The organism is Citrobacter enshiensis, assembly GCF_029338175.1.
Lineage (GTDB): Bacteria > Pseudomonadota > Gammaproteobacteria > Enterobacterales > Enterobacteriaceae > Citrobacter_D > Citrobacter_D enshiensis.
This window is the reverse complement of record NZ_CP119862.1, coordinates 2,365,625-2,392,348: the sequence shown is the minus strand read 5'-3', so window position 1 is coordinate 2,392,348 and position 26,724 is coordinate 2,365,625. Positions and strand designations below refer to the sequence as shown.

The 26,724-nt window shown below is 54.5% G+C and carries 20 protein-coding genes; 7 read left to right on the top strand and 13 right to left on the bottom strand.

Annotated features, from left to right (window positions below):
• The first annotated feature begins 366 nt into the window (after positions 1–366).
• The 4 genes from P2W74_RS11695 to P2W74_RS11680 all read left to right on the top strand — a co-directional run bounded on the left by P2W74_RS11695 (position 367) and on the right by P2W74_RS11680 (position 9,920).
• The gene (locus P2W74_RS11695; protein ID WP_276295059.1) at positions 367–5,667 is read left to right on the top strand and encodes a peroxidase family protein; all 5,301 of its coding nucleotides are present in this window, start codon (positions 367–369) and stop codon (positions 5,665–5,667) included.
• Between the two features lie 60 nt (positions 5,668–5,727).
• A complete protein-coding gene (locus P2W74_RS11690) occupies positions 5,728–7,488 on the top strand; it encodes a type I secretion system permease/ATPase (protein WP_276295058.1) in 1,761 nt (586 codons plus the stop codon).
• A complete protein-coding gene (locus P2W74_RS11685; protein ID WP_276295057.1) occupies positions 7,485–8,819 on the top strand; it encodes an HlyD family type I secretion periplasmic adaptor subunit in 1,335 nt (444 codons plus the stop codon). The genes P2W74_RS11690 and P2W74_RS11685 overlap by 4 nt, the downstream gene beginning before the upstream one ends.
• A gap of 654 nt (positions 8,820–9,473) precedes the next feature.
• Positions 9,474–9,920, top strand: coding sequence for a VOC family protein (locus P2W74_RS11680; protein ID WP_276295056.1), 447 nt, complete (start codon positions 9,474–9,476; stop codon positions 9,918–9,920).
• A 147-nt stretch (positions 9,921–10,067) separates the two neighbouring features.
• On the opposite strand, the gene paaY is transcribed toward P2W74_RS11680, so the two are convergent.
• The 13 genes from paaY to paaA form a co-directional block, all read right to left on the bottom strand.
• Entirely contained in the window at positions 10,068–10,664 is a 597-nt protein-coding gene (paaY, locus tag P2W74_RS11675; protein ID WP_276295055.1) for a phenylacetic acid degradation protein PaaY, read from the bottom strand.
• Positions 10,646–11,599 carry a phenylacetic acid degradation operon negative regulatory protein PaaX gene (gene paaX, locus P2W74_RS11670; RefSeq protein ID WP_276295054.1) on the bottom strand — a complete coding sequence of 318 codons (954 nt, stop codon included), beginning with the start codon at positions 11,597–11,599 and terminating at the stop codon, positions 10,646–10,648. Before paaX ends, paaY begins: the two co-directional genes overlap by 19 nt.
• Positions 11,600–11,693: 94 nt before the next feature.
• Entirely contained in the window at positions 11,694–13,016 is a 1,323-nt protein-coding gene (gene paaK, locus P2W74_RS11665) for a phenylacetate--CoA ligase PaaK (RefSeq protein ID WP_276295053.1), read from the bottom strand.
• Positions 13,017–13,042: 26 nt separating this feature from the next.
• Positions 13,043–14,248, bottom strand: a complete 1,206-nt coding sequence (pcaF, locus tag P2W74_RS11660; RefSeq protein ID WP_276295052.1) for a 3-oxoadipyl-CoA thiolase — start codon at positions 14,246–14,248, stop codon at positions 13,043–13,045.
• A complete protein-coding gene (gene paaI, locus P2W74_RS11655) occupies positions 14,248–14,670 on the bottom strand; it encodes a hydroxyphenylacetyl-CoA thioesterase PaaI (RefSeq protein ID WP_276295051.1) in 423 nt (140 codons plus the stop codon). Before paaI ends, pcaF begins: the two co-directional genes overlap by 1 nt.
• Positions 14,660–16,087, bottom strand: coding sequence for a 3-hydroxyacyl-CoA dehydrogenase PaaH (paaH, locus tag P2W74_RS11650; RefSeq protein WP_276295050.1), 1,428 nt, complete (start codon positions 16,085–16,087; stop codon positions 14,660–14,662). The genes paaI and paaH overlap by 11 nt, the downstream gene beginning before the upstream one ends.
• A 1-nt stretch (position 16,088) precedes the next feature.
• The gene (gene paaG, locus P2W74_RS11645; protein ID WP_276295179.1) at positions 16,089–16,877 is read right to left on the bottom strand and encodes a 2-(1,2-epoxy-1,2-dihydrophenyl)acetyl-CoA isomerase PaaG; all 789 of its coding nucleotides are present in this window, start codon (positions 16,875–16,877) and stop codon (positions 16,089–16,091) included.
• Positions 16,877–17,644, bottom strand: a complete 768-nt coding sequence (paaF, locus tag P2W74_RS11640) for a 2,3-dehydroadipyl-CoA hydratase PaaF (RefSeq protein ID WP_276295049.1) — start codon at positions 17,642–17,644, stop codon at positions 16,877–16,879. Before paaF ends, paaG begins: the two co-directional genes overlap by 1 nt.
• Complete coding sequence (gene paaE / locus P2W74_RS11635) at positions 17,641–18,711, bottom strand: 1,2-phenylacetyl-CoA epoxidase subunit PaaE (protein ID WP_276295048.1); 1,071 nt, start codon at positions 18,709–18,711, stop codon at positions 17,641–17,643. Before paaE ends, paaF begins: the two co-directional genes overlap by 4 nt.
• A gap of 7 nt (positions 18,712–18,718) precedes the next feature.
• A complete protein-coding gene (paaD, locus tag P2W74_RS11630; RefSeq protein WP_276295047.1) occupies positions 18,719–19,216 on the bottom strand; it encodes a 1,2-phenylacetyl-CoA epoxidase subunit PaaD in 498 nt (165 codons plus the stop codon).
• Between the two features lie 13 nt (positions 19,217–19,229).
• Positions 19,230–19,976 carry a 1,2-phenylacetyl-CoA epoxidase subunit PaaC gene (gene paaC / locus P2W74_RS11625; protein ID WP_276295046.1) on the bottom strand — a complete coding sequence of 249 codons (747 nt, stop codon included), beginning with the start codon at positions 19,974–19,976 and terminating at the stop codon, positions 19,230–19,232.
• An 8-nt stretch (positions 19,977–19,984) separates the two neighbouring features.
• The gene (gene paaB, locus P2W74_RS11620; RefSeq protein ID WP_162382198.1) at positions 19,985–20,272 is read right to left on the bottom strand and encodes a 1,2-phenylacetyl-CoA epoxidase subunit PaaB; all 288 of its coding nucleotides are present in this window, start codon (positions 20,270–20,272) and stop codon (positions 19,985–19,987) included.
• An 11-nt stretch (positions 20,273–20,283) separates the two neighbouring features.
• Positions 20,284–21,213 (bottom strand): 1,2-phenylacetyl-CoA epoxidase subunit PaaA, encoded by a 930-nt coding sequence (gene paaA / locus P2W74_RS11615; RefSeq protein WP_203361106.1) that lies wholly within the window; start codon positions 21,211–21,213, stop codon positions 20,284–20,286.
• A gap of 284 nt (positions 21,214–21,497) precedes the next feature.
• Here paaA and paaZ point away from each other — a divergent pair, with 284 nt between their 5' ends.
• The 3 genes from paaZ to P2W74_RS11600 all read left to right on the top strand — a co-directional run bounded on the left by paaZ (position 21,498) and on the right by P2W74_RS11600 (position 26,722).
• The gene (paaZ, locus tag P2W74_RS11610) at positions 21,498–23,543 is read left to right on the top strand and encodes a phenylacetic acid degradation bifunctional protein PaaZ (protein ID WP_276295045.1); all 2,046 of its coding nucleotides are present in this window, start codon (positions 21,498–21,500) and stop codon (positions 23,541–23,543) included.
• 440 nt (positions 23,544–23,983) lie between these two features.
• Positions 23,984–25,363 (top strand): glycoside hydrolase family 1 protein, encoded by a 1,380-nt coding sequence (locus tag P2W74_RS11605; RefSeq protein ID WP_276295044.1) that lies wholly within the window; start codon positions 23,984–23,986, stop codon positions 25,361–25,363.
• 42 nt (positions 25,364–25,405) lie between these two features.
• On the top strand, positions 25,406–26,722 hold the full coding sequence (locus P2W74_RS11600; protein WP_276295043.1) for a PTS sugar transporter subunit IIC: 1,317 nt from the start codon (positions 25,406–25,408) through the stop codon (positions 26,720–26,722).
• Positions 26,723–26,724 lie beyond the last annotated feature (2 nt).

Here is a 26,724-nt window from a genome sequence, read left to right as displayed (position 1 = left end):
TAGTTATGAACATTACGCAATTGTAACGCGACTGAAATACTCCTTAATATTTGTAAATAACGCTAATGTATTTTTATCTTACAAATAAAGAAATTTGCATAACCCAAATAATTTCAATGTATTAGCGTGTTTTTCTTTTCTGTTTTTATTAACGTTTTAAGTTGCAAATAAACTTAGCGGACAAAGTAAATTTAAATATCAGTGAAAATGGGAGGTCCAGAGGTATTGTCATTTACCATTAGAAAAGAACTTAGATGCGTAATTATTAATCAGATAATTTTGAAAGTTGGACTCAGTGCATTTCTTCTGCCTTTATTTTGGTAGATGCGAATGAGAATGCTTATTCAAGCAATGAGGCAATTATCTATGGCTACACAATACGACTTCACAGTAACGTTGCACGACCTGGCGTTTATTCTTCAGCAAATCAAGATATCAGAAGCCGCGACCAATCCGGATGGTAGCGTGAATGGCGATCTGCTTCGCGAGCTCGTCTCCAGCCCTCTTTTACCTTACGGCCTGCGTACCGTAGATGGCTCATGGAACAACCTGCTGCCCGGCCAGGAGCTGTACGGCTCTGCCGACCAGGCGATGCCCAGAATGGTCGCTCTGGATTTGAATGATATGGAGGCGCTGGCAAAGTACCTCACCTTAAATCCAAATCAGATGGTGACCGATGCCGATCCGCGCATTATCAGTAATCTGATTTCCGACCAAACCTCGTCGAACCCGGCGGCCCAGGAAGCCCATGACGGACTGACTGACGTTCCCGGCGGCGGTGCGGTTTCCGACAATGGCAGTTTGTCCATTCCGAACCTCTCGCCTGACATCGGTTTATCACCGGCGTTTAATGGCTGGATGACCTTTTTCGGCCAGTTCTTCGACCACGGTCTGGATCTGATCCCCAAAGAAGGGAATGGCATTGTCTTTATTCCGCTGATGCCGGATGACCCTTTATGGGTTGATCCTGCACTCACCGGCGGCGTCGACAATAACTTCATGATCCTCACCCGCGCGAAAGTCGATGCCAATCATGAAACCATCAACACCACTACGCCGTGGATTGATCAGAACCAGACCTATACCTCCCACCCTTCTCATCAAATCTTTATCCGCGAATATGTGCTGGACGCAGACGGTAAGCCGGTGCCCACCGGTCATTTGCTGGAAGGGAGCAACGGCGGGCTGGCGACCTGGGCTGATATCAAACATCAGGCTGAAACTTTGCTTGGCATCAAGCTGACCAATCAGGACGTTTTCAACGTACCGCTGCTGGCGACCGACCGCTACGGCAACCTGATTTTAAGCGAGGATGGCAAAGTCCAAATCGTGACCAAACATGGACTGGTTGAAGCCAATGGCGAGGCGTTACCTGCCGATACGTTGAGAACCGGGCACGCCTTCCTCGATGATATTGCCCACACGGCAGTGCCGAAAGCCAACCTGGTAGCCGATAGTGATAGCGAAGTGGGTAATGCACCGGGGGCAGGAACCTATGACGATGAACTGCTCGACAGACACTTCATTACCGGTGACGGTCGCGGCAACGAAAACATCGGTCTGACCGCAGTACACTCCGTGTTCCACAGCGAACACAACCGACTGGTCGAACAGTACAAAACCACCATCCTTGCAACTAACGATATTGATCTGATCAACCAATGGCTGATGCCAAACCATCAGATTACCGAACTGCCAGCGGATCCCAACGCCCTGAAATGGAACGGGGAATACCTCTTCCAGGCAGGTCGTTTCGCGACGGAAATGCAATATCAGCACCTGGTGTTTGAAGAGTTCGCCCGTGCAGTACAACCGGCGGTCGATCCGTTCGTCTTCTCCAACACGGCGGATATCAACCCGGCCATTTTTGCTGAATTTGCCCACGTGGTTTACCGCTTTGGTCACTCGATGCTGACCGAAACCGTCGCCCGTACCGATGTCGACATGCAAGACGATGACATCGGGCTGATCGAGGCGTTCCTTAACCCGATCGCGTTCAATGAACTTAACGGCCAGGCCATCTCCAGCGATCAGGCCGTCGGCGCGATTGTACGCGGGATGACTCGTCAGGTCGGCAACGAAATTGACGAGTTCATTACCGAAGCGCTGCGCAATAACCTGGTCGGGCTGCCGCTGGATTTGGGCGCGCTTAACCTCGCACGCGGGCGCGATACGTTAATGCCCACCCTCAATCAGGCGCGTGAGCAATTCTACGAATTAACCGGCAATAGCGAGTTGCGCCCTTACACCAGTTGGGCCGATTTTGGCTCCTTCCTGAAAAACCCGGCGTCGATCATCAACTTTATGGCGGCCTACGGTCAGCATGATTTGATTAAAAACGCGACCACGCTGGAAGGAAAACGCGCGGCGGTGAACTTCCTCCTGTTTGGATCGGATGACGCCCCGGCGCCTGCCGATGCGCTCGATTTCTTTATGGGAACCGGTGCCTGGGCCAACAAAGAAACCGGCCTCAATATGATCGATTTCTGGATTGGCGGGCTGGCGGAACGCAAAAATGAGTTCGGCGGTATGCTCGGCTCCACCTTCAACTTTGTCTTTGAAACGCAGATGGAGATGTTGCAGGACGGCGACCGGTTCTACTACCTGAGCCGCGTTCAGGGTCTGAACATGCTGAATGAACTGGAGGCAAACTCCTTCTCTGCCCTGGTGATGCGTAACAGCGATCTGGGCGCTCCGGGTTCGTCTCACCTGCCTGCCCACCTGTTCCAGACGCCTGATTATACCTTCGAAGTCAACCAGTCCTTGCAGACGCATGCCGATCCGAAATGGAACAATGCGCTGAAAGACCTCCTCTTCCCACTGGTGGTTCGCCGCGCGGCGGGGGCGGATGTCGACAATGACGGCGCGGCTGACGGTGCCTACCTGAAATATACCGGTGATGGTCACGTGGTGCTCGGCGGGTCTGCGGGCAACGATACCTTAATTGGCGGGAAAGGTATCGACAGCCTGTGGGGCGATGCGGGTAATGACCGTCTCGACGGTGGCGATGAAGCCGACGTCGTACACGGCGGCGATGGCAACGACATCATCACCGACACCGGTACCCCCATTGGCGGAGCTGACTTCCTGCATGGCGATGCGGGACACGACGTCATTTTCTCCGGCAACGGCAACGACCTGATCTTCGGTGGTAGCGGCAGTGATTTCATGGTGATCGGCGAAGATGCTCAGGAAGTCTTTTCCGGACGCGATAATGACTTCGCGCTGGGGGGATCCGGCGGTGACACCCTGATGGGCAACGAAGGCGACGACTGGTTAGAAGGCGGTGACGGCTTCGATACTCTGGCCGGCGATAACTCCGAACTGTTCTTTAACAGTACCATCATTGGTCATGACGTGTTGAACGGCCAGGGTAACGATACCGACTACGATGGCGAAGGCGGTGACGATATTATGGTTCAGGGCGCGGGTATCCAGCGCAACAACGGCATGTCCGGTTTTGACTGGGCCATTCATAAAGGTGACCCTAACGCCGCCAACTCCGATCTGGGCATCCCGATTTTCGTTAACCAGCAAGAGTTTATCCTGCGCGATCGCTTTGACCTGGTGGAAGGCCTTTCGGGCTGGAAATTTAACGATGTGCTGGTGGGTACTGAGCAACCTATCGGTACCGCCCCGGTTCAGGGCACCCCGCTTTCCAACAATCTTACCCAGGAGGGTGCAGACAGAATCAACGGACTCCAGGCGATTCTGGGTGTTCCGCGCGCAGCATCGGGCAATGCGGTCTTGTTTAATCCGGACAACGGCGGCGACATTTTGCTCGGCGGCGGCGGCAGCGACCGCATCACCGGTAAGGCCGGCAACGACATCATCGACGGTGATGCGTGGCTGAACGTGCGTATCGCGGTCTCCGGGATGCCAGGGTTAACCAGCGCAGACAGCATGAATGAGCTCAAATCTTACATGCTGGCAGGCACGCTAAAACCGAACCAACTGTCGATTGTGCGGGAAATCCTCCGCGACGGTAATGGCACAGAAACCGACGTTGCCGTCTACCGGGATCTCAGCAGCAACTATCAATTCCAGCGTAATGCCGACGGCAGTCTCACCGTCAATCATGCCACTCCGGCCGCCGGACTGGCGTTCAATGACGGCGTGGACCGCCTGCTCAACATTGAAAAACTGGAATTTGGCAACGGCGATCAGCTCTGGGTGACGGCGCAAAAAGCCACCGGCAATCTGGCCATCAGCGACGGAACACCGGAAGTGGGCGATTTGTTGCAGGTCAATCTGTCTAATCTGCTGGATGGGAATGGTATTGCCGCAGATACGCCAATCACCATGACCTGGCAGGCGCTGGTAGGCGGTCAATGGCGCGATCAGGCGACAGGAACGCAGTTCCGGGTTCCAGGGAATATTCTGGGCGCGCCGCTGCGGGTTGTTGCCAGCTTTACTGACCGCATGGGCGATGCTGAAACGCTGGTGTCGTCACAAACCAGCGCCGTGATGGTACGCGATCAGCCCACCACGGGTACGCCGGTTATCAGCGATCTGACGCCAACGGAAAGCGTCACGCTGACCGCCCTCGTCTCCGGCATTGCGGATGCAGACGGTTTAACCGGGAATAACTTCACCTACCAATGGAGAGTGAATCAGCCAAACGGCACTTTCGCCAATATCGCCGGGGCGACGCAAGCGACCTACACCCCGCCAGCAAACATGATTGGGCGTACGTTGCTGGTCGTGGTCACGGTCACCGATGATGAGGGGAACCCGTCCGTCGTCCTGACCTCCGCCGCCACTCAACCGATTGGCGATATGATCGTCGGCACCAACGCGTCAAACACTCACTCGGGAACGGCGTGGAGTGACATCATCCTCGCGCAGGGCGGCAATGACACCCTGCTCGGTCAGGCGGGTGACGATCTGCTCAACGGCGGAGCCGGTGATGATGACATTGAAGGCGGCAGTGGTCGGGATACGCTGATTGGCGAGGCCGGTAACGATCAACTTGATGGTGGACTGGATGCCGATACGATGGAAGGCGGCATCGGAAATGACATCTATCTCGTTGATAACGCGGGAGACGTCGTGATCGAAGGCGTGAATGCAGGTACCGATACTGTCGAGACCAGTCTCGCCACTTATGTCCTGACGGACAACGTCGAAATCCTGGAATACACCGGTACAGGGAATTTCACCGGCACTGGTAACGCGCTGGCGAACACCATCACCGGGGGTAATGGCAATGACAACTTATCCGGGATGGGCGGGAATGACCAGTTGCTGGGTGGCGTTGGCAACGACATTCTCGACGGTGGCGACGGCAACGACAACCTGCAAGGGGCCAACGGCGTCGACACCCTGCTGGGTGGCGCAGGCAACGATGTGCTCTCTGGCGGTCTCGGCAATGACGTGCTGACCGGCGGTACAGGTAACGACACCATGGACGGCGGTACCGGTGACGACCGCTTCATCTTCTCAAGCGGGTTCGGACAGGACAGCATTTCTGGTTTCGACAGTAATGCTACCGGCGGACAGGATCTGATTAATATCTCTGGAATGGGAGTGACTACCGCAAACTTTACCTCTACGGTTTTGATTTCGGGAAATAATAACCAAACGATCATCACCATCGGCGGCGATGTTATTACGCTGACGGGTGTTGCGGCCAATACCGTTAACTCTACTGATTTTATTATTTAAACGTCTGGAATAAGAAAAGCCGAACTGTTGAACATTTGATTAACGAGTAAGGAGCCTATTATGCCGCGCCAGCAAAAGCCAACTGAGCTACAAAATGCGTTGAAAGGATGTAAGCCTGCATTTCTGATGTTACTGTTTTTTAGCAGTACGATTAATATGCTAATGCTGGCGCCGGCAATTTATATGTTACAAGTCTACGATCGCGTGTTGGTCAGTAAGAACACCACCACATTGTTAATGCTGACATTACTGATAATCGGTCTGTATACGGTTATCTCAATGATTGAATATGCCCGTACCAGCGTGATGACGCGATTTGGCAACCGACTGGATGTGAAATTAAATCAATTAGTCTTTAATGCCGCGTTTAAACGCAGGGTTTCCACACGTGAAAATAACCCGGCGCAGGCACTGGCCGACCTGGCGCAAATCCGCCAGTTTCTGGCCGGCAACAGTTTATTTGCCCTGTTAGATATTCCGTGGACCCCCTTCTATTTACTGATTGCGTTTATTGTCCACCCGCTTCTGGGATATCTTTCCATTATCGGGATACTCATCTTATTTACCCTAACGCTGGTCTCTGAACTGTCGACCAAAAAACCGATTCAGCAGGCGCACGCATTAACCATCAACAATACCAGTAAGCTGAATAAGCAATTGCAAAATTCCGACACCATTGAAGCGATGGGAATGCTGGCAACGCTGAAAAAACACTGGCTGGAGCAGCACAGTAAAGTGCTGATTCTGCAAACGCAAATTGCGGACAAAACCGCCACATTAAGCAGCCTGAGCCGATTTGTTCGCATCTTATTGCAATCTGTTTCGCTGGGTGCCGGTGCCTTACTGGTGATCGACGGACAAATCACCCCCGGTCTGATGATTGCCGCCTCCATTATCCTCGGCAGGGTGTTGAACCCGGTCGAACAGGTCATCGGTAGCTGGAAACAGTTTGTGCAGTTTCGCAACGCCTGGCATCAGACTTCCACGCTGTTACGGGAATTTCCGGAACAGAAAGATGTGCTGACGCTTCCGCGTCCAAAAGGCAATATCAGCGTAGAAGGCGTCTTCGCGGCACCTCCAGGCCAAAAAACGCCAACGCTGCGAAATATCACGTTTCAGCTCGAACAGGGAGAAATCCTGGGGATAATCGGCCCTTCAGCCTCCGGAAAAACCTCGCTGGCAAAACTGCTGGTCGGCGTCTGGAGTCCGCTTTCCGGTAAGGTTCGTATCGATGGCGCAGATATCTGCCAGTGGGACAAAGCCTTACTTGGCCCGTCTCTCGGCTACCTGCCGCAGGATGTTGAATTGTTTGACGGCAGCATCGCGCAGAATATCGCACGCTTTACCCCCAATAACAGCGAACAGATCGTCGCGGCGGCGCAACTGGCGGGAGTACACGATATGATTTTACGCCTGCCCCAGGGATACGATACTCCGCTTGGCGCCGAGGGATACCAGTTGTCGGGCGGCCAGCGGCAGCGTATCGGGCTGGCGCGGGCGGTCTATGACAACCCGGCATTCATCGTGCTGGACGAACCCAACGCTAACCTTGACGACGCGGGTGAACAGGCCCTCATCAAGGCCATCAATACGCTACGCACGCAGGGACAAACGGTGATCATTATCTCGCACCGACCGACGCTGCTGGGTGTCGTCAATAAAGTGTTATTGCTCAACGAAGGGGCGATTCAGGAATTCGGTCCGCGCGACCAGGTGTTTGCCAATTTGCGTCAGGCAAATATTTTAAAATCGGTTCCCAACGCATCAACCACCCCACCACCTGCCCAGAATAATGAACCACAACGAGAGGCTTTATCATGAAAAAGCAGACAGAGAATACGACAGCGCCAAAGACGGAGAGTGTCGACACGAATATATGGCCGCCTTTAATCAGAGGTATCGTTGTAATTATTCTGGGGGTCGGTGGTTTTATATTATGGGCGGTAGGCGCGCCACTGGACGCCGGTGTGGTCGCTGACGGTACGGTTACCGTCTCCAGCAATCGTAAAACGATTCAACATTTAAGCGGCGGACGCGTAACCGATATTCTGATTAAGGAAGGAAATCGGGTGAAGAAAGATCAAATCCTTGTTCGCCTGGATAAAATGCAGCTTGATATGCGTTACAGCGCATTGATTGCGCAATATATCTCGGCAAAAACCCATGAGGACAGGTTACTGGCAGAAAGGGACGACCGCGATACCATCGTCTATAGTGAGGAATTGATAAGCCAGTTTTCCAGTAATAAGCGCCTTGTTGAAGTCCGTCAATTACAAGAAAAGCTGTTTGAGACCCGCAGAAAAAATATTCAGGATGAATTATCCATGATTCAGGAAACCCTGGATGGGTTGACCGGACAAACCGAAAATTTAACCAAAATAAAAGGATTTCGCGAGCATCAATTTACGCTGATTAGCAGAGAACTGGGCGCCATTCGCGCGTTGAGCGAAAAAAACTACTATCCCAAGGCCCAGTTACTGGTGCTTGAGCGGGAAGCCGCCGAAATATCCAGTAATGTTTCAGAAGACATTCTCAATATCGCCAAACTTAAGTCTCAGCAAAATGAAATGAAGATCAAGGCGTATCAGGTACAGCACCAGTTTCTCCAGGAAGTGGAATCGGAGCTGACCCTCAAGCAAAAAGAGGTCGCGATGCTGGAAGATGAGTTAGCGTCGACCCGACACGAGCTGAATAACACGGAGATCCGCTCGCCGATCGACGGGATCGTTCTGGACGTAAAAGTCAGTACCGTCGGCGGAATCATTCAACCGGGTGAGCATTTGATGGATATTGTCGCCGCAGAACAACCGCTGCAAATCGACGCCAAAATCCCGGTGCATGCCATTGATAAAATGACGCCGGGACTGACCGTCGATGTGCTATTCCCGGCGCTCAACCATGCATTATTGCCTTCGGTTCCGGCAAAGGTATTAACCATCTCGGCCGACCGCCTTATCGATAAAGTGACTCAGCAGCCCTATTATCTCGCTGAAGTACGGGTCTCTCCGGAAGGCGTGCATCTGTTGGGAAATTACAAAATTAAAGCGGGAATGCCCGCCAGCGTCACGATTAAAACCGGCGAGCGTACATTTCTGAGCTACCTGTTTAAACCGTTGCTTGCCCGTCTGGAACTGGCGTTCAAAGAGTATTAATTCTGGCAGGCGCTGTTAGTCATACGGGTCGGTTAAGACATTAGGGAGAAGCGAAAGCCTGAAGTATTTATCCAGAAGAAGTAACATGCTGGTTTTGCGTAGGGTTCCGTTCACCTTATGTTCACAGCCTCTCTGAAACCACCCTACCCGTGAACGTGCAAGGGAGGCTCACCGCCGCCTCCCTTGCAACCCTGGCTCCCGGCGGGAAAATCGTCGCTTCGCGATACATTCGCCTTATTCCGTCTGCCTGTCGGGTCGGGGTCGAGCCTGCATCCTTGCAGGCCGTCCCCTCCGCCCGCGTCCCTGCGGGCGGCCCCGGTCAGTCGTCAACGTCTCATCGATTTTCAGCCGGACCGTGGTGTCGCTTCCGCATTCTGACTTTCAGTGATTTCCGTTTGGCTGTTTAAACAGACACTCAGGTGGTCAGGTGTGGGGAGAGTCCGGCCGAAAATTGCCGACGTGTTTCCGTAAGGCCGGGGGAAACCGCAGGGATGCGGGTTCAGGGCGCTACTTTCGCCTTAAAAAGAAAGCTGGCTGAACATTGTGCATCGAATGCTTTTACTGGGATTTAATCCAGTATATGAAAGCAGTATCTGTATACTTACAACAGTAAAATGCTACACGTGAATATACTGTTTTCAGGAGAAAAATGAGATGAGTAAGCTGGACTGGTTCAATAACGTAGAAAATCGCACCCACCCCTGGGAAGGCATGGGGCTGACATGGCTGACAACTGCACTCAATGTCCCCGATGTAAAAGCTGCTGTTAATTTTTATACTGGGGCCATGAAGATGGTGGTGATTGCAGAGGTTGAGGGTGATGATGGGGATATATTGTTTGCTCGCATCCGGTACCGTGGCACAAACTTTACCATAAACAAAGAAGGATGGGATTCTGACCTGAACAGCCCAATAACGTCTGGATCCCCGACTCCCTTTATCTTTTATATGTACGTTGATGATGCGGTTACTCTGGTAAATGAGATGGTTGAAGCTGGCGCGACTATTCTGAATGAACCAACTGAAATGTTCTGGGGTGATTTAAAAGCCCGCCTGAAAGATCCATTTGGTTTTGTCTGGGATATAGCACAAAAACTGTGAAGAAATTGCCCTCCCTTGCACGTTCACAGGTAGTGTGGCATCAGAGAAGCAGTGAACATAAGGTGAACGTCACCCTTCGCCAGAGTGACAGGTTCTCTAATCAGCATTACAGACACGATTAACCCTCTTACCTGAGAGGGCTAGCGCTTAAATAGCCGACTTCGGCCGCAGATTCTCATCAAATTGCAGACGTTTACGGCCTGATTCTTCTTCCCGCAACGGCTCCACCTGATGCATCGTCAGTTTGCAACGCTCTACCAGCACCTGATACTCACGCGTGCCCTGCTGTTTCCACGCCATCTCCTGCGCGCTCAGCGCGCGGATCGCTTTTGCCGGGCTACCGATAATCAGGTAATCAGCGGGCATTTCGGCTTTTGCTTTCACAAACGCGGCGGCACCGACGATGCTGTTTTCACCGATCACCGCCCCGTCCATCACCACCGCGTTCATACCAACGAGCGCGTTGCGACGGATAGTACAGCCGTGCAGGATCGCACTGTGCCCAATATGACCGTTCTCTTCCACCACGGTGTCCTGCTCAGGAAAACCATGCATCACGCAGTTATCCTGAATGTTCGCCCCATCTTTAACGACGATACGCCCAAAATCTCCCCGCAGACTGGCATTCGGCCCCACATAGACCCCTTTGCCGAGGATCACATCACCAATCAATACAGCCGTCGGATGGACATAACTCTCCTCAGGCACCACCGGGGTCAATCCATCTATTTGATAAACTGGCATACTGCCTCCTGATCTACGCTCAGACCGCCAAAACGCTGGAACCAGAGACTGCCCGGCGACGGCAATTCTCCTACCGAGGTTTCCCCTTTTTCACTGACAAACGCCAGCGCACCTGGGGCAACACGTTGATAAATATTGATACACAGCTGACGCGCCGTCTGTCCTGCCCAATGCGCCGGTAATAACTCTTCGGGCAACAGCGGATCTTTGAGCACCACGCGTCGATAAAAATGGATTAACAGCAGTTGAATATGAAAAGCGCGCTGGGGGGTTAATTCGTCTGGCCCCACCTCTTTCAACAGAGGCAGCAACGGGCGAAATGCGTCGATAAACGACTCGTACATAACGTTTTGCTCGGTCAGTTGCCAGCACTCTTCAACACGGGCGCGCAGCGCCGCGCGCGACAGTGCCAGCGGAGAATGCGCCTCAAAGCAGATCACGTTCTCCGCGACACCGGCCTCGTGCAACAGCGACTGCACATCCGCAAGTTGTTGCGACGGCGACGCCATCAGACTGGGCGCCAGGGTACCAAACCCCTGCCAGATAAGCTGTTTTTTCACATCCGCGAGGGTGTTTTTGTCTAACCCTTCAGACAATAGCAGCAGCCATTTGCCATCCCACGCGGGCTGTTCCGCGCGATAGATTTTATTTTCCGCCCGGCGGGTTAAACGCAGACCTTTGTCACTCAGACTGTAGAAACTGCGGCGGCCCAGACGCGAAACATTCAGCCAACCCTCTTTATTGAGCCGAAACAGCGCGGTACGCACAAAGCGTTCGCCAAAGCCTAGCCCTTCCAGCAATGCAGCCAGACTCCCGAGCCAGATTTCACCACCGCGATGAGAGAGCGAGTCGCCATAAAGCGAAGAGATGAGTGAGGTTCCACTGATGTGACCGGTGCTAACCGCCTGCTGGATGAACGTATCAAGTTTACTCATGTGATTCATTCTGTTGTCATTTTTTCCCTTGATGAAGCATAGCACAGTCCTTTTTTTCTGAACCTCCCCTAAAAAGGAGAGGTTCAGAATTGCATTAGCCGTTAGCGGCGATGTTGCGTAGATCGAACACGCGGCAGGCTTTCCCCTCTGAACGCGGAATACTGCCGCAGTTCACAATCATCACATCAGTCGAAATACCGACCATCGATTTAATGCGGTGGCGCAACTGATGGCACACCTGACAGCGCTGTTCATGGGTCAGCGTCAGGCTGCTCTCTTTCAGTTCCACCTTCACGGAGAGGGAATCCAGATGCCCGCGACGGTTCACCTCAAGCTGGTAATGCGGCGACAGATGTTCGAGCTTGACGATCTCTTCCTCAAGCTGCGATGGGAAGACGTTCACGCCGCGAATAATCAGCATGTCGTCGCTGCGGCCACTAATGCGGTCCATACGGCGCATCGTGCGGGCGGTGCCCGGCAGCAAACGCGTCAGGTCACGGGTACGGTAACGAATCACCGGCAGCGCCTCTTTGGTCAGGGTGGTGAACAGTAATTCGCCCTGCTCGCCATCGTCCAGCGGCGTGCCATCATTCGGGTTGACGATTTCCGGATAGAAGTGATCTTCCCAGATGGTCGGACCGTCCGCCGTTTCGATACACTCCATCGCCACGCCAGGTCCCATCACTTCGGACAAGCCATAAATGTCCAGTGCGGTGATCCCCAGACGACGCTCAATTTCTTTACGCATCGCCTGCGTCCACGGTTCTGCGCCAAACACGCCGACACGCAGCGAGCACTGACTGGCGTCGCCACCCATCTGGCGCTCAAGCTCTTCAATTAAGTTCAGGCAGTAGGACGGCGTCACCATAATCATGTCCGGCTGGAAATCACGGATCAGCTGCGCCTGTTTTTCGGTTTGTCCGCCGGACATCGGAATGACCGTGGCCCCTAAACGCTCCGCGCCGTAGTGCGCGCCAAGCCCGCCTGTGAACAGTCCATAACCGTAGGCGACATGAATTTTATCTTTCGCCGAGCCGCCCGCTGCGCGCAGTGAGCGCGCGACAATATTCGCCCAGGTATCGATATCATTTTGGGTATAGCCGACGACCGTCGGTTTACCGGTGGTTCCTGAAGAAGCGTGGATACGCACCACCTGCTCCATCGGTACCGCAAAGGTGTCGAACGGGTAGTTATCACGCAGATCCTGTTTGGTGGTACACGGGAATTTGCGCAGGTCGGCCAGCTCTTTGAAATCGTCAGGATGCACGCCAGCGGCATCAAATTTGCGGCGATACATCGGAACGTTGTCGTAAGCATGTTTCAGCGTCCACTTCAGGCGCTGGGTTTGCAGCGCCTGTAATTCATCCAGCGACGCGGTTTCAATCGGATCCAGTTGTGTTGTTGTTTTCGTTGTCATTGTAGGGTACTCGCAGGTTGTTATGCTCAAACACGTTCCAGAATCATGGCAATGCCCTGACCCACGCCGATACACATCGTGCACAACGCGTAACGACCGTTGCGGCGATGCAGCTCGTGTGTCGCGGCTAACGCCAGCCGGGCACCACTCATTCCCAACGGATGGCCTAACGCAATTGCACCACCATTAGGGTTAACATGCGGGGCATCATCCGCCAGCCCCAGTTCACGCAGCACACCCAGCGCCTGGGCGGCAAACGCTTCATTTAGTTCGATCACGTCCATGTCGTGAATACTCAGACCGGCGCGCTCCAGCACTTTGCGAGTGGCAGGCACCGGACCCAGTCCCATCAGGCGCGGCTCAACCCCGGCTGTCGCCATCGCGACAATACGTGCCCGCGGCGTCAGTCCCTGCGCAATGGCCATCTGTTCGCTGGCGACAATCAGCGCTGCGGCACCGTCGTTAACCCCAGACGCATTACCAGCGGTAACGACGCCATCACGACGAAACGGTGCTTTTAGCGCGTTGAGCTGCGCGAGGGTCGTTTCCGCACGCGGGTGCTCGTCATGTTGTATTTCTGTTACAGCACCTTTTTTATTCTTCAACACTACCGGAACGATTTCCTGCGCCAGGATCCCCATCTCTTGCGCTCTCGCCGTCCGTTGCTGACTGCGTAACGCAAAGGCATCTTGATCTTCGCGCGTTATCCTTAACAACTCAGCTACATTCTCTGCCGTTTCCGGCATGCTGTCAGTACCAAATTGCTGCTCCATGAGCGGGTTCACAAATCGCCAGCCAATGGTGGTATCAAACATCTCTGCCTGACGCGAAAATGCGCTTGTCGCTTTCCCCATCACGAAAGGTGCACGCGACATTGACTCCACGCCGCCCGCGATCAGCAGATCGCTGTCGCCCGATTTAATGGCGCGTGCGGCAAAGCCCAGCGCATCCAGACCAGAACCGCACAAACGGTTGATGGTGGTACCGGAAACGGTTTGCGGCAGCCCCGCCAACAGTGATGACATACGCGCCACGTTGCGGTTATCTTCGCCCGCCTGGTTGGCGCAGCCGAAAATCACGTCATCAATACATTGCGCGTCAAGCGTCGGGTTACGCACCAGCAGTTCACGCAGCGGGATGGCCCCCAAATCATCAGCACGCACGCCAGACAGCGCGCCGCCGTAGCGACCAATGGGCGTACGGATTCCGTCACAAATAAATGCATCGCGCATCAGGCTTCTCCTGTAATGGTGCCGCCGGTGCGGTGAGATTTACCGCGAAACAGCGCGACCGTTTTCTGCTGTTGGTTAACAATTTCGATATCGTAAACACCGGTTTTTTTGCCCTGATGGCGAACCTGCGCGGTCGCCGTCAGAACATCGCCCGCAAATCCCGGGCGTAAAAAATCAATGGTGCAGGCCGAGGCCACCGCCGCCAGACCCTGACTGTTGCAGGCGTAGGCAAACGCGGTATCCGCCAGGGAAAACAATTGCCCGCCGTGACAGCTCTGATACCCATTCAACATTTGCGGCGTGACGGTCATCGTCAACACGGCAAAGCCGTCACCCATCTCAATAATGTTGATCCCTAGCGCTTTTGCGCAGGCGTCGTTCTCGTACATAGCGTGGGCGTTTTGCCAGGCGTTATGACTCATAACCAGACTCCAGAAGCGCACGCTGGCGCAGCAGTGAACAAGGACGATAACGTTCTTCACCGTAATGGCGTTGCAGGTTTTCCAGCAGAATCAGCAGACGTTGCCAGCCGAGACGTTCCCCCCATGCGAGAGGGCCGCACGGATAATTAACGCCAAGCCGCATGGCGGTATCGATGTCCTGTTCGCTGGCGACCCCTTTTTGCAGCGCATCCAGCGCTTCGTTCACGATCATCGCGACGGTACGCCAGACCAGTAACCCCGGATAGTCCGCGATGTGCAGCACGTTTTTCCCCTGCTGCTGCAGGTAATAAATGGCTTTTTGCGTCGCTGAGCGTGGATTGCTGTCGGCGGCAGCGACAATCGCCACATCGCCTTCCATGCGATCTACTACCACCACCGCGCGCCCGGTGCGTAAGGCCAGCGCCTGGGCGGTTTCGCCCTGCGTTTCAATCAGCAGCACATCGTCAAGCTCAGTGACACCGTCACTTCTCTTTTCAATCTTCACCGGGCCGTAGCTCGCACTCACCGTCCCGACTACCTCGGCGGGCGCACGTTCGGTACGCCAGTCATAGACGCCGTGACCACTTTTTTTGCCCAGACGCCCCGCCATCACCAGTTCTTGTTGAACCAGCGAAGGCAGAAAACGGCGTTCCTGCCAGAACGCGTTAAACACCGAGCAGGTCACCGCAAAGTTGACGTCCTGACCGATCAGGTCGGTCAATTCCAGCGGTCCCATCGGGAAACCACCGCCGCCACGCAGCGCGGCATCAATGACCTCCGGCGCTGCAACCTGTTCTTCCAGCGCGCGCCAGGCTTCCGAATAGAACGGGCGAGCCACCCGGTTGACGATAAATCCTGGCGTAGACTGGCAGCGCACGGGTTGTTTACCCCAGCTCATCGCCAGATTACACAGTTGCTCCACCACCGCCTCTGAGGTCGCTAATCCGCTGACGACTTCAACCAGCTTCATCACCGGTGCGGGATTGAAAAAATGCAGTCCGGCAACGCGCTCAGGATGGCTAACGCTGGCGGCGATCGCCGTAATGGAGATCGACGATGTGTTACTCGTCAACAGCGTATGAGGCTGGCAAATTTCCGCCAGCTGGGAAAACAGCGCCTGTTTTATTTCAAGGCGTTCTGACGCCGCTTCAATCACCAGATCCGCCGCCGCCAGCGAGTCGATATCGGTCACCGGAATCAGCCGCGCCAGCGTCGTCTCACAGGCTGCCGCCGTTAATTTGCCGCGCGCCACGCGAGATTCCAGGCGACGGCGAATGCCGTCAACGCCGCGAGAAACGGCGGCTGCCGAAATGTCATACAGCAGCACCTGATGACCGTGGCTGGCGGCAACTTCTGCAATGCCCGCCCCCATCGTGCCACTGCCAATCACCGCGACGGTCTGTATACGAGTCATCATTTTATTTCCCCGTGAAGTGCGGTGAACGTTTGGCGAGAAATGCGCTGACGCCTTCCCGGTAATCCGCGCTTCGGCCCGCCAGGCGCTGGTAATCGCGCTCCAGATCGAGCTGTGCGTCCAGCGTGCTGGTTTCAGCGTGGTTGAGCGCCTGTTTGATCAACCCCAGCCCAAAGGTGGGCTGCGACGCCAGATGAAGCGCCAGTTGCTGTGCGGTGTCGGAGAGTTTTTCATCGTCCACCACCTGCCAAATCATGCCCCAGTGGTGCGCCTGCTCTGCGCTCAGCTTGTCGCCCAGCAGCGCCAGCCCCATCGCACGCGCTCGCCCCGCCACGCGCGGCAACAGCCAGGTGCCACCGCAATCAGGCACTAAACCTAATTTACTGAACGCCATCACAAAATTCGCCGAACGGGCCGCGATGACAATATCGCAACCCAGCGCCAGCGTTGCCCCGGCGCCCGCCGCAACACCGTTCACCGCACAGATGACCGGTTTAGGCAGTTTCGCCAGACGGCGCACCAGCGGGTTATAGAAACGTTCCACCGACATGCCCAGATCAGGAGCGGGTCCGGTAGGGTCGACGTTACGGTCGTTAAGATCCTGTCCGGCGCAAAAACCGCGACCGGCCCCGGTCACCAGCAGACAGCGGATGGTGTCATCGCGCTCGGCCTGTTTCAGGCACTCGGACAATTGCTGGTGCATCACGTCATTAAAACTGTTCAGACGCTCCGGGCGGTTGAGCGTAATCGTCATCACGCCCTGTTCTACATGACTCAGAATGAAATCCATGATTAGCGTCCTTTAAAAACCGGTGAGCGTTTTTGTAAAAATGCGTCGATCCCTTCCCGGCGATCTTCCGTTGCCGAAAGCAGCGTAAAGAGCTGGCGTTCTTGCGCCAGTCCCGCCTGGAGAGGGACTTCCTGCGACTGGCGTAGCGCCTGCTTTGCCGCCTGCAGCGCCAGCGGCGAATGGCGCGCCATCAGCGCCGCCTGTTTTAACGCATACTCCAGCGTCAGCGCCGCCGGGTAGACATCACTGACCAGACCCGACTGCAACGCCTGCTGGGCGGTAATGCTCTCACCGGTCAGCACCATTTTGTTGGCAAGCGATTTCCCGACGCTGCGGATCAGACGCTGAGTGCCACCGGCACCCGGCATAATGCCCAGCGTAATCTCCGGCAGACCAAAACGGGCGTTATCCCCGGCAATCACCACATCGCACAGCAGCGCCAGCTCACAACCTGCGCCCAGCGCGTAGCCGTTGACCGCAGCGATCAACGGTTTATTAAAGGCGTTGATACGGGCCCACAGATGGACGCGCACGTCGTTGAGCGTGGCGGGCAGATCTTTTTCTGCCATTTCATTCAGATCGGCACCGGCGGCAAAAAAGCGTTCATTACCGGTGACCACGCAGACAGAAATATCGCTGTCGCTCGCGGCGGTTTCCAGTTCGCTCGCCAGTTGCGCCAGCAGGGCATTGTTCAGGGCATTACGTGCAGCCGGACGGTTCAGCGTCAGCTGCAATACGTGGTCGTGACGGGTGACAATGAGTTCGTTCATGCCATCCCCTTCGCGTCAAAGTCGACAACCACATCGCTGGTCAGCGGCAGCGCCTGACAGCTCAGGACATAACCCGCCGCCAGTTCGTCCGGCTCCAGGCTGTAGTTGGTGACCATGTCCACTTTTCCACGCACCACTTTGCATTTACAGGTGGCGCATACCCCACCTTTACAGGCGTACGGTAAGTCAGCGCCCTGACGCAGCGCCGCATCAAGAATGCTTTCGTCATCGGCAGATAGCGTGATTTCGCGGTCACGGCCATCCTGACGAACGGTCACTTTCTGCCCTTCAGTCTGGACGCTGGTCGTGCGTTTTACCGCTGAACCTGGGGTGTTGAACCGCTCCAGATGGATGGCTTTTTCCGGCATGCCGAGCGCTTTAAGCGTGACTTCCGCCTCGTCCATCATCGCCGCCGGGCCGCAGATAAAGGCCGCGTCAAACTGGCTGTAATCGACCAGATGCGTGGCCAGCGCCGTCAATTTCTCACCGTCAATACGCCCGTGCAGCAGATCGCTGTCCATCGTCTCCTGACTGAAGACGCACACCAGCTGCAAGCGCTGCGGATATTTATCTTTCAGGTCGGCCAGCGCCTGGCGAAACATCATGCTCTGGCTGCTACGGTTACCGTAAATCAGCGTGAACTCGCTGGCGGTTTCGGTTTGCAGGGTGGCAGACAAAATCGCCAGCATCGGCGTGATGCCGGAACCTGCGGCAATCGCCAGATAGCGTCCGCTACGCTGGGCTTGCGGCTGATAGCCGAAATGGCCCTGCGGTACCATTACCTCAAGCGTCATACCTTGTTTGATTTCGTCGCGGGCATAGCGGGAGAAGCGTCCGCCCTCGATAGCTTTAACCGCCACGCTTATCTCGCCCGGATTCAGGCTCCGGCAGATGGAATAGCAGCGACGTAACTCCGTCCCTGCCAGCTGGGCTTTGAGCGTCAGATGTTGGCCTGGACGAAAGCGATACGCGTCCTGTAACGCGGGCGGCACCGCAAAGGTGATGGTCACCGCATCGCGGGTTTCGGGTTCTACTTTTGCCACCGTTAAGGAATGAAACGTTGTCATGGCAACCTCAAATACATTTGAAATAATCGAAGGGTTCACGGCAGCTATCGCAGCGCCAGAGCGCTTTGCAGGCCGTTGAACCAAATTCACTGATAAGCGACGTGTGAACGCTGCCGCAGCGCGGACAGCTCACCTCGGCCGGAAGATGCGCATGGCAACTGTGTCCAACCGGCGGGCTGATGCCGTACTGGCGCAGACGTTCACGGGCATCCGGCGTCATCCAGTCGGTCGTCCAGGCCGGATCGAGGCGCAGTACAATGTGAACGGGGGTAAAACCGTGCGTCGTCATCGCCTCGCGGATAGCGCCAATCAGATGTTCCGTCGCCGGGCAGCCGGAATAGGTCGGTGTAAAGCCAATAACCCAACCTTCTCCCTGCGGTGCGACGCTGCGCACCATGCCGAGATCGGTAATGGTCAGCACCGGAATTTCCGGGTCCGGGATCGCGCTAAGCAGATTCCAGATTTCGCGTATTTGTGCCGGGGCTACTTCTGCCAGACGTTGCATGACGACTCCTCCGTTACCACTGCTGACCAGGATAAGCGCGCTGGAGGTACTGCATTTCCGCCAGCATCGGTCCCAGATGTTCGGTGTGCAGCCCTTTTTTACCGCCTGTGCGGTACGCCGCTTCTTGCGGCGTCGTGAGCGTGGCTTCACGCAATCCGGCGAACACTTCCGCTTCCCACTGCGCACGTAACTGCGCGGGATGAACGGCAATACCGGCGTCGCTCAGGGCGATATCAATCTCATCGGCATCGAATAATTCGGCGGTAAAGCGCCAGAGATTGTTGACCGCCTGCTGCATTTTTTGCGCCGACACGTCGGTACCGTTGCCCAGACGCTCCAGCCAGCCGCGGCTGAAACGCAGGTGATAACGCGCTTCTTTAATGGCTTTAGCGGCGATGGCGGCAAGCTGCTGATCGCGACTCAGCGTGAGACGGGTAAACAGCGCCACGTGCCAGGCATCAATGAAATACTGGCGCACGAGGGTGTCGGCAAAGTTGCCGTTTGGCTGTTCGACCAGCAGTAGGTTGCGGAACTGGCGCTCATCGCGGCCAAACGCCAGCGAGTCTTCGTCGCCGGTGCCTTCCAGTTCGGCGGCATAACTTAAGAAATTGCGCGCCTGACCGAGCAGATCAAGGCCAATGTTGGCAAGCGCGAGGTCGATCTCCAGCTCCGGCGCATGTCCACACCACGCGCCTAGGCGCTGTGACAGAATCAGGCAGTTGTCACCCAGACGCAGGGTATAAGCGGTTAACGTTTTCATTCCCTGCCTCACATGTGCTCAATGCCATCGGGGATGGTGTAAAACGTCGGATGGCGATACACCTTGCTCTCCGACGGGTCGAAAAACTCACCGCGCTCTTCCGGCTGGGAGGCGACGATTTCGCTCGCCTTCACTACCCAAATCGAACACCCTTCGCTGCGGCGGGTGTAGGCGTCACGCGCATTCTCCAGCGCCATCCGATCGTCGGCTGCGTGCAGGCTGCCCACGTGGCGGTGCGATAATCCCTGCTTACCGCGAACAAAAACTTCATATAACGGCCAGTAAACTTTGCTCATTGTGTTTCCCCTTAAGCGACCTTGCAGGCGTGTTGTTTTTGCGCATGCGCCAGTGCGGCTTCGCGCACCCACGCCCCCTCTTCCCACGCTTTACGTTTGGCATCCAGACGTTCCTGGTTGCAGACGCCGCGGCCGTTGATCACCTCGTTGAACTCCTGCCAGTCGATCTCTCCAAAGCGGTAGTGACCGCTTTCAGCGTCAAAGCGCAGATCCGCATCCGGTACAGTCATGCCCAGCATTTCAACCTGCGGGACGGTGTTGTCGACAAAACGCTGACGCAGTTCGTCGTTACCAAAACGTTTGATCTTCCACGCCAGGCTTTGGGCGCTGTTCGGCGAGTTATCGTCGTTCGGTCCAAACATCATCAACGCCGGCCACCAGAAACGGTTAATGGCGTCCTGGAGCATCTGACGCTGATCCTCGCTCCCCTGTGCCAGGGCCATGCAGGCTTCGAATCCCTGACGCTGGTGAAAGCTTTCCTCTTTACATATTTTCACCATCGCCCGGGCGTACGGTCCGTAGGAGGTACGGCACAGCGCCACCTGGTTCACAATCGCGGCACCGTCAACCAGCCAGCCGATCACGCCGATGTCCGCCCAGCTCAGGGTGGGATAATTAAAGATGGAGGAGTATTTCATGCGGCCATCGAGCATCTTCTGATAGATGTCTTCCCGGGCGCAGCCCAGGGTTTCCGCCGCGCTATAGAGATACAGACCGTGTCCGGCTTCGTCCTGCACCTTCGCCAGTAAAATGGCTTTGCGACGCAGCGTCGGCGCACGGGTGATCCAGTTGCCTTCCGGCAACATACCGACAATTTCGGAATGCGCATGCTGACCTATCTGGCGGATCAGCGTCTTACGATAGGCCTCGGGCATCCAATCCTGGGGCTCGATTGCCGTCTCCTGCGCTATGCGTTGCTCAAAGCGTTGTTCTTCGGTCACGTCATCACCTTTACGATTCCAGTTTTCGTGATTTAAAACAAAAAACGAATCACGTTGTTTTACAAACGTTACACAATAGTTAACTAAAACCCCAAGATTTGTTTGTGTAATTTGTGACGTGATTCGCAGGTGATTTATCAATTCCCTTTATATTCAGCCTTATAAAGGTTTCTGCATAATGCTCCGCGATCACATTGTTAATAAAATATTAAAACAAGGCTTGATTTTTATGATTCATAATTCAACTATTCACAGCGAGATCACGTAACATTTGGAGAGAAGAGATGCAGCAACTAGCCAGCTTCTTGTCCGGTACCTGGCAATCTGGCCGGGGCCGCGCCCGTACGATTCATCACGCCATCCATGGCGAAGCCTTATGGGAAGTCACCAGCGAGGGCCTCGATATGGCGGCAGCTCGCCGGTATGCCATTGATAAAGGGGGAAATGCGCTTCAGGCCATGACCTTTATTGAACGTGCCGCCCTGTTGAAAGCCGTTGCCAAACATTTGCTCGGCGAAAAAGAGACCTTCTATGCGCTCTCCGCGCAAACCGGCGCCACCCGGGCAGACAGTTGGGTCGATATTGAAGGGGGTATTGGTACGCTGTTTGCTTATGCCAGCATGGGCAGCCGTGAACTTCCGGACGATACCCTCTGGCCAGAAGATGAACTGATCCCCCTTTCCAAAGAAGGCGGTTTCGCCGCGCGTCATGTGATGACGTCAAAATCAGGCGTGGCAGTCCACATTAACGCCTTTAACTTCCCGTGCTGGGGCATGCTCGAAAAACTGGCGCCTACCTGGCTTGCCGGGATGCCAGCAATCGTTAAACCGGCGACCGCCACCGCCCAGGTGACACAGGCGATGGTGAAATCGATTGTTGACAGCGGTCTGGTTCCCGACGGCGCCCTCAGCCTGATCTGCGGCGGCGCAGGCGATCTGCTAGACCAGCTCGATAGCCAGGATGTGGTTACATTCACCGGTTCAGCCTCAACCGGTCAGTCGTTGCGTATTCACCCGAACATCGTGGCAAACTCGATCCCCTTCACGATGGAAGCCGACTCGCTGAACTGCTGCGTCCTCGGTGAAGACGTGACGCCGGAAAGCCCGGAATTTGCGCTGTTTATCCGTGAAGTGGTGCGTGAAATGACCGCCAAAGCCGGACAAAAATGTACGGCCATTCGCCGTATCATCGTGCCCAATGCCCAGGTTGACGCGGTCAGCGATGCGTTAATCGCTCGTCTCGGGAAAGTGGTGGTTGGCGATCCGGCTCAGGAAGGCGTCAAAATGGGGGCGCTGGTCAACGCCGAACAGCGTGCCGACGTTCAGGAAAAAGTGAACCTGCTGGTCGAGGCAGGCTGTGAAGTGCGTCTTGGCGGCCAGGCGGATTTAACCGCACCGGGTGCGTATTTCCCGCCGACGCTGCTGTTCTGCCCTCAGCCGGACGAAACCCCGGCGGTACATGCCACAGAAGCCTTCGGTCCTGTCGCGACATTGATGCCGTATCAACACGCCGACCACGCGATGGCGCTGGCACGCGCAGGCGGCGGCAGTCTGGCGGGAACGCTGGTGACGGCAGATCCTGCGCTGGCGCGTCAGTTTATTGCCGGGGCCGCCCGCGCCCATGGCCGTATTCAGATCCTCAATGAAGAATCCGCCAAAGAATCCACCGGTCACGGTTCGCCTCTGCCGCAGCTGGTTCACGGCGGTCCAGGACGTGCTGGCGGTGGTGAAGAGCTGGGCGGTCTGCGCGCAGTGAAACATTACCTGCAACGCACCGCAATTCAGGGCAGCCCAACCATGCTTGCCGCCATTGGCAAACAGTGGGTCCGTGGGGCGCAGGTTCTTGAAGACCGGATCCACCCCTTCCGCAAATACTTCGAAGAGTTGCAGGCCGGCGACAGTTTGCTGACGCCGCGTCGCACCATGACCGAAGCGGACATCGTTAATTTTGCCTGTCTGAGTGGCGATCACTTCTATGCGCACATGGACAAAATCGGCGCGGCGGAATCCATTTTTGGCGAGCGCGTCGTGCACGGTTACTTTGTGCTTTCTGCCGCAGCAGGGCTGTTTGTCGATGCTGGGGTCGGGCCGGTCATCGCCAATTACGGGCTGGAGAACCTGCGCTTTATCGAACCGGTGAAACCTGGCGATACGATTCAGGTTCGTCTGACCTGCAAACGCAAGACCTTGAAAAAACAGCGTTCAGCGGAAGAGAAACCGACAGGCGTCGTCGAATGGGCGGTCGAAGTCTTTAACCAGCACCAGACACCGGTCGCGCTCTACTCCATTCTGACGCTGGTTGCGCGTCAGCACGGGGATTTCGCATCCTGATCATCGTTAACCGGGCAGCCTGTTGCGGGCCGCCCGGCTTTGCTCACTGTTTCTCAGAGTCAGAACCCGGTTGAATTTTCCCCACTGACTGAACGTTGCTGATCAAAACAGCCAATAGTTCAGTCCCCCGTCGTAAGGTCGAGATTTGCCCAAAACGAAAATCCGTCAGGACCCCAGGCACCTGGTTCCCTGCGCTTTTTACTTTCATTAACACCAGCACTGTACCTACAGATAATGTCCCCTTTCGCGTCTGTCCAGAGCATGATCGGATCCCTGCATGCTCTGGATTTGTTGGATGTTGCCACAGCTAACCGATCCTCTCCCCAAATCCCAGTTGTAACCAGGATCACAAATTTTGTTCAATTTTCTGGCATGAGTTATCATTAACTGCCTATGATAACTCATAACTACTTAATGAGTTATCATAAAGGGGTGACACAATGAAATCATTACCAGCAGGATTTTTATGGGGAAACTCGGTTTCCAGCATGCAGACTGAAGGTGCATGGAATGAAGGAGGTAAAGGGATGTCGGTGTACGATATCCGGGAACCGGCTGAATTTGCTTCCGACTGGAAAGTCGCGACCGATTCATATCATCGTTATGAAGAAGATTTTGATCTGATGAAAGACCTCGGGATGAACTGCTATCGTTTTCAGATCTCCTGGAGCCGTGTATGCCCTGCCGGCGATGGCGAGTTCAACGAGGAAGGGATCGCGTTTTACCATCGTTTTATTGACGCACTGCTTGCTCGCGGTATTGAACCGATGATCTGCCTGTATCACTTTGATATGCCTCTGGAACTGGCTGAGAAGTACAACGGTTTGACTTCCCGCCGGGTGATGGAAGCCTTCATTCGCTACGGTAAAAAAATGATCGACTGCTACGGAGATAAAGTGAAATGGTGGCTGACCTTTAACGAACAAAATCTGTATCACATGCCCGATCACGGCGCTTTTCGCCGAGCCGGTCACCTGCATGGTGAGCAAACCCTCCATGATCTGTACGCTATTCAGCATCATGTCATGATGGCCCATGCGCATCTGACCAATTATTTGCACCAGGAAAAGCCAGGGAAACTGATGGGTGGGATGCTGGCGCATGAACTGGTCTATCCGGCAACCTGTAAGCCCCGCGACATTTTTTGCGCTCAGCAGGTGGACGAGTTCTTTAACCAGAATTTGTTACGCGTGTTTGCCGGGGAAGGCTACAGTCCGGAAGTCCTGGCGTTGATTGAACGCGAAGGCCTCCGCGACATTTACCTGGATGAAGACCTGGCGGTACTCGCGCAGACCAAAAATGACTTTCTTGCCTTCAGTTATTATGCCAGTAAAACCCTCGACAGCGACGCTATCCCACCGGGTACTGCCGTAAATCACTACCAGTTGTACGGTGAAAAGCGCAACCCATATCTGCAGGCGACCGAGTGGGACTGGCAGATTGATCCTCTGGGTTTTCGTACTATTATCACCCGTTATTATAACGACTGGCGTTTGCCGGTGTTCCCCATCGAAAATGGGATTGGCGTTATCGAATCCTGGGATGGTGAGACACCTGTCGAAGATGATTATCGTATTGCCTACCACCGCGATCATATCAATGCCATGAAGGACGCAATTTTTGAAGATGGTGCTCAGGTGATCGGTTATTTAGGTTGGGGTCTTATTGATATTCCAAGTTCGCAGGGCGACATGCGTAAGCGTTATGGTGTGGTTTATGTCAACCGTGATAACCACGACCTGAAAGATCTCAGACGCGTTCCTAAAAAGAGCTATGCATGGTTAAAAAGAGTGATCCACAGTAACGGCGAAGAGATGTGATTCGCTACTTATAACAAGTGAGTGAAAATACGAGGTCTGCAAATGTCTAATTCTGAACAAGCCACACCTGATATGCAGTCTTTTTCCGATCGCGTTGTTGAATTTTCAGCACGTATCGCCAATCAAATCCATCTGTGTTCACTGAGAGATGCATTTGCCTCTATTATGCCTATCTTTATTCTGGCGGGTCTGGCGGTACTGGTGAATAACGTCATATTCCCCTGGATATTTGATGGGGATACCCTGATACGTTTTAAGGTTTGGGGCGAAATTATTGTCAATGGCACACTGAATATTGCTGCTCTGCTGATTGCCCCAATGATAGCCTGGTCGCTGGCTCGTAATAGAGACTTCAGTAACCCAATCTCAGCGGTAGTGATTGCTTTATGCAGTTTTATCATCACCATGCCGATGCAGGTAGAATTAGTACCCGTCGGTGGAAAAACCGCAGTGAGTCTTACGCAGGTGCTGACATTCGCTAATACAGGTGTGACGGGTATTTTCGGTGGGATTATCATTGGTCTGTTATCTACTGAAATATTCATTCGCGTGTCGCAGATTAAACGCCTGGAAATCAACCTCGGGGAAAACGTTCCACCGGCAGTCAGCAAATCATTTTCAGTATTGATCCCAACCGTTCTCACTCTGTCATTGTTTGCTGTTTTTGCGGCGCTGCTGAATAATCTGTTGCAGACTGATTTGCTCCATTTAATTACGACGCTTATCCAGCAACCATTGCGGTTAGTTAATACTAGCCTGCCGGGGACGTTGTTTATCTATAGCCTCGGCAATTTACTATTTACCTTTGGTATTCATCAGGACGTGGTCAATAAAGTTGCCCTCGAACCTTTCCTGATCATCAATGCCACTGAAAATATGATTGCATATGCTAATGGTCAGGTTATCCCACATATTATCACCACCGCTTTTGTCACAACGTTTGGTATGATTGGGGGTTCCGGTTCTACAATTTCACTGTTGATTGCGATATTTCTTTTTGCCCGCCAACAGTCATCAAAACAGGTTGCCCGTCTCGCTTTGACACCTGGGGTGTTTAATATCAACGAGCCAGTGATTTTTGGTTTGCCGATTGTGTTCAACTTGCCGATGATGATCCCCTTCGTATTGCTGCCCGCCATGGGTATCTTCTTTGCATGGATTTGTACGACGCTGGGTCTGATGTCACGTTGTGTGGTCATGATCCCATGGACAACGCCACCGCTTCTGAGCGCCTGGCTGGCGACAGCTGGGGACTGGCGTGCGGTAGTGGTTCAGTTGATAATCATTGCTTTTGGTGTATTCTTCTACCTGCCTTTTCTCAAAATTGCTGAGAGAGTGGCTTTAAAAACAATGAGATAACA

Bases quoted from the DNA above. Each gene is read 5' to 3' on its own strand.
- P2W74_RS11695 (WP_276295059.1), top strand. From the start codon at position 367: ATGGCTACACAATACGACTTCACAGTAACGTTGCACGACCTGGCGTTT.
- P2W74_RS11690 (WP_276295058.1), top strand. From the start codon at position 5,728: ATGCCGCGCCAGCAAAAGCCAACTGAGCTACAAAATGCGTTGAAAGGA.
- P2W74_RS11685 (WP_276295057.1), top strand. From the start codon at position 7,485: ATGAAAAAGCAGACAGAGAATACGACAGCGCCAAAGACGGAGAGTGTC.
- P2W74_RS11680 (WP_276295056.1), top strand. From the start codon at position 9,474: ATGAGTAAGCTGGACTGGTTCAATAACGTAGAAAATCGCACCCACCCC.
- paaY (WP_276295055.1), bottom strand. From the start codon at position 10,664: ATGCCAGTTTATCAAATAGATGGATTGACCCCGGTGGTGCCTGAGGAG.
- paaX (WP_276295054.1), bottom strand. From the start codon at position 11,599: ATGAGTAAACTTGATACGTTCATCCAGCAGGCGGTTAGCACCGGTCAC.
- paaK (WP_276295053.1), bottom strand. From the start codon at position 13,016: ATGACAACGAAAACAACAACACAACTGGATCCGATTGAAACCGCGTCG.
- pcaF (WP_276295052.1), bottom strand. From the start codon at position 14,248: ATGCGCGATGCATTTATTTGTGACGGAATCCGTACGCCCATTGGTCGC.
- paaI (WP_276295051.1), bottom strand. From the start codon at position 14,670: ATGAGTCATAACGCCTGGCAAAACGCCCACGCTATGTACGAGAACGAC.
- paaH (WP_276295050.1), bottom strand. From the start codon at position 16,087: ATGATGACTCGTATACAGACCGTCGCGGTGATTGGCAGTGGCACGATG.
- paaF (WP_276295049.1), bottom strand. From the start codon at position 17,644: ATGAACGAACTCATTGTCACCCGTCACGACCACGTATTGCAGCTGACG.
- paaE (WP_276295048.1), bottom strand. From the start codon at position 18,711: ATGACAACGTTTCATTCCTTAACGGTGGCAAAAGTAGAACCCGAAACC.
- paaD (WP_276295047.1), bottom strand. From the start codon at position 19,216: ATGCAACGTCTGGCAGAAGTAGCCCCGGCACAAATACGCGAAATCTGG.
- paaC (WP_276295046.1), bottom strand. From the start codon at position 19,976: ATGAAAACGTTAACCGCTTATACCCTGCGTCTGGGTGACAACTGCCTG.
- paaB (WP_162382198.1), bottom strand. From the start codon at position 20,272: ATGAGCAAAGTTTACTGGCCGTTATATGAAGTTTTTGTTCGCGGTAAG.
- paaZ (WP_276295045.1), top strand. From the start codon at position 21,498: ATGCAGCAACTAGCCAGCTTCTTGTCCGGTACCTGGCAATCTGGCCGG.
- P2W74_RS11605 (WP_276295044.1), top strand. From the start codon at position 23,984: ATGAAATCATTACCAGCAGGATTTTTATGGGGAAACTCGGTTTCCAGC.
- P2W74_RS11600 (WP_276295043.1), top strand. From the start codon at position 25,406: ATGTCTAATTCTGAACAAGCCACACCTGATATGCAGTCTTTTTCCGAT.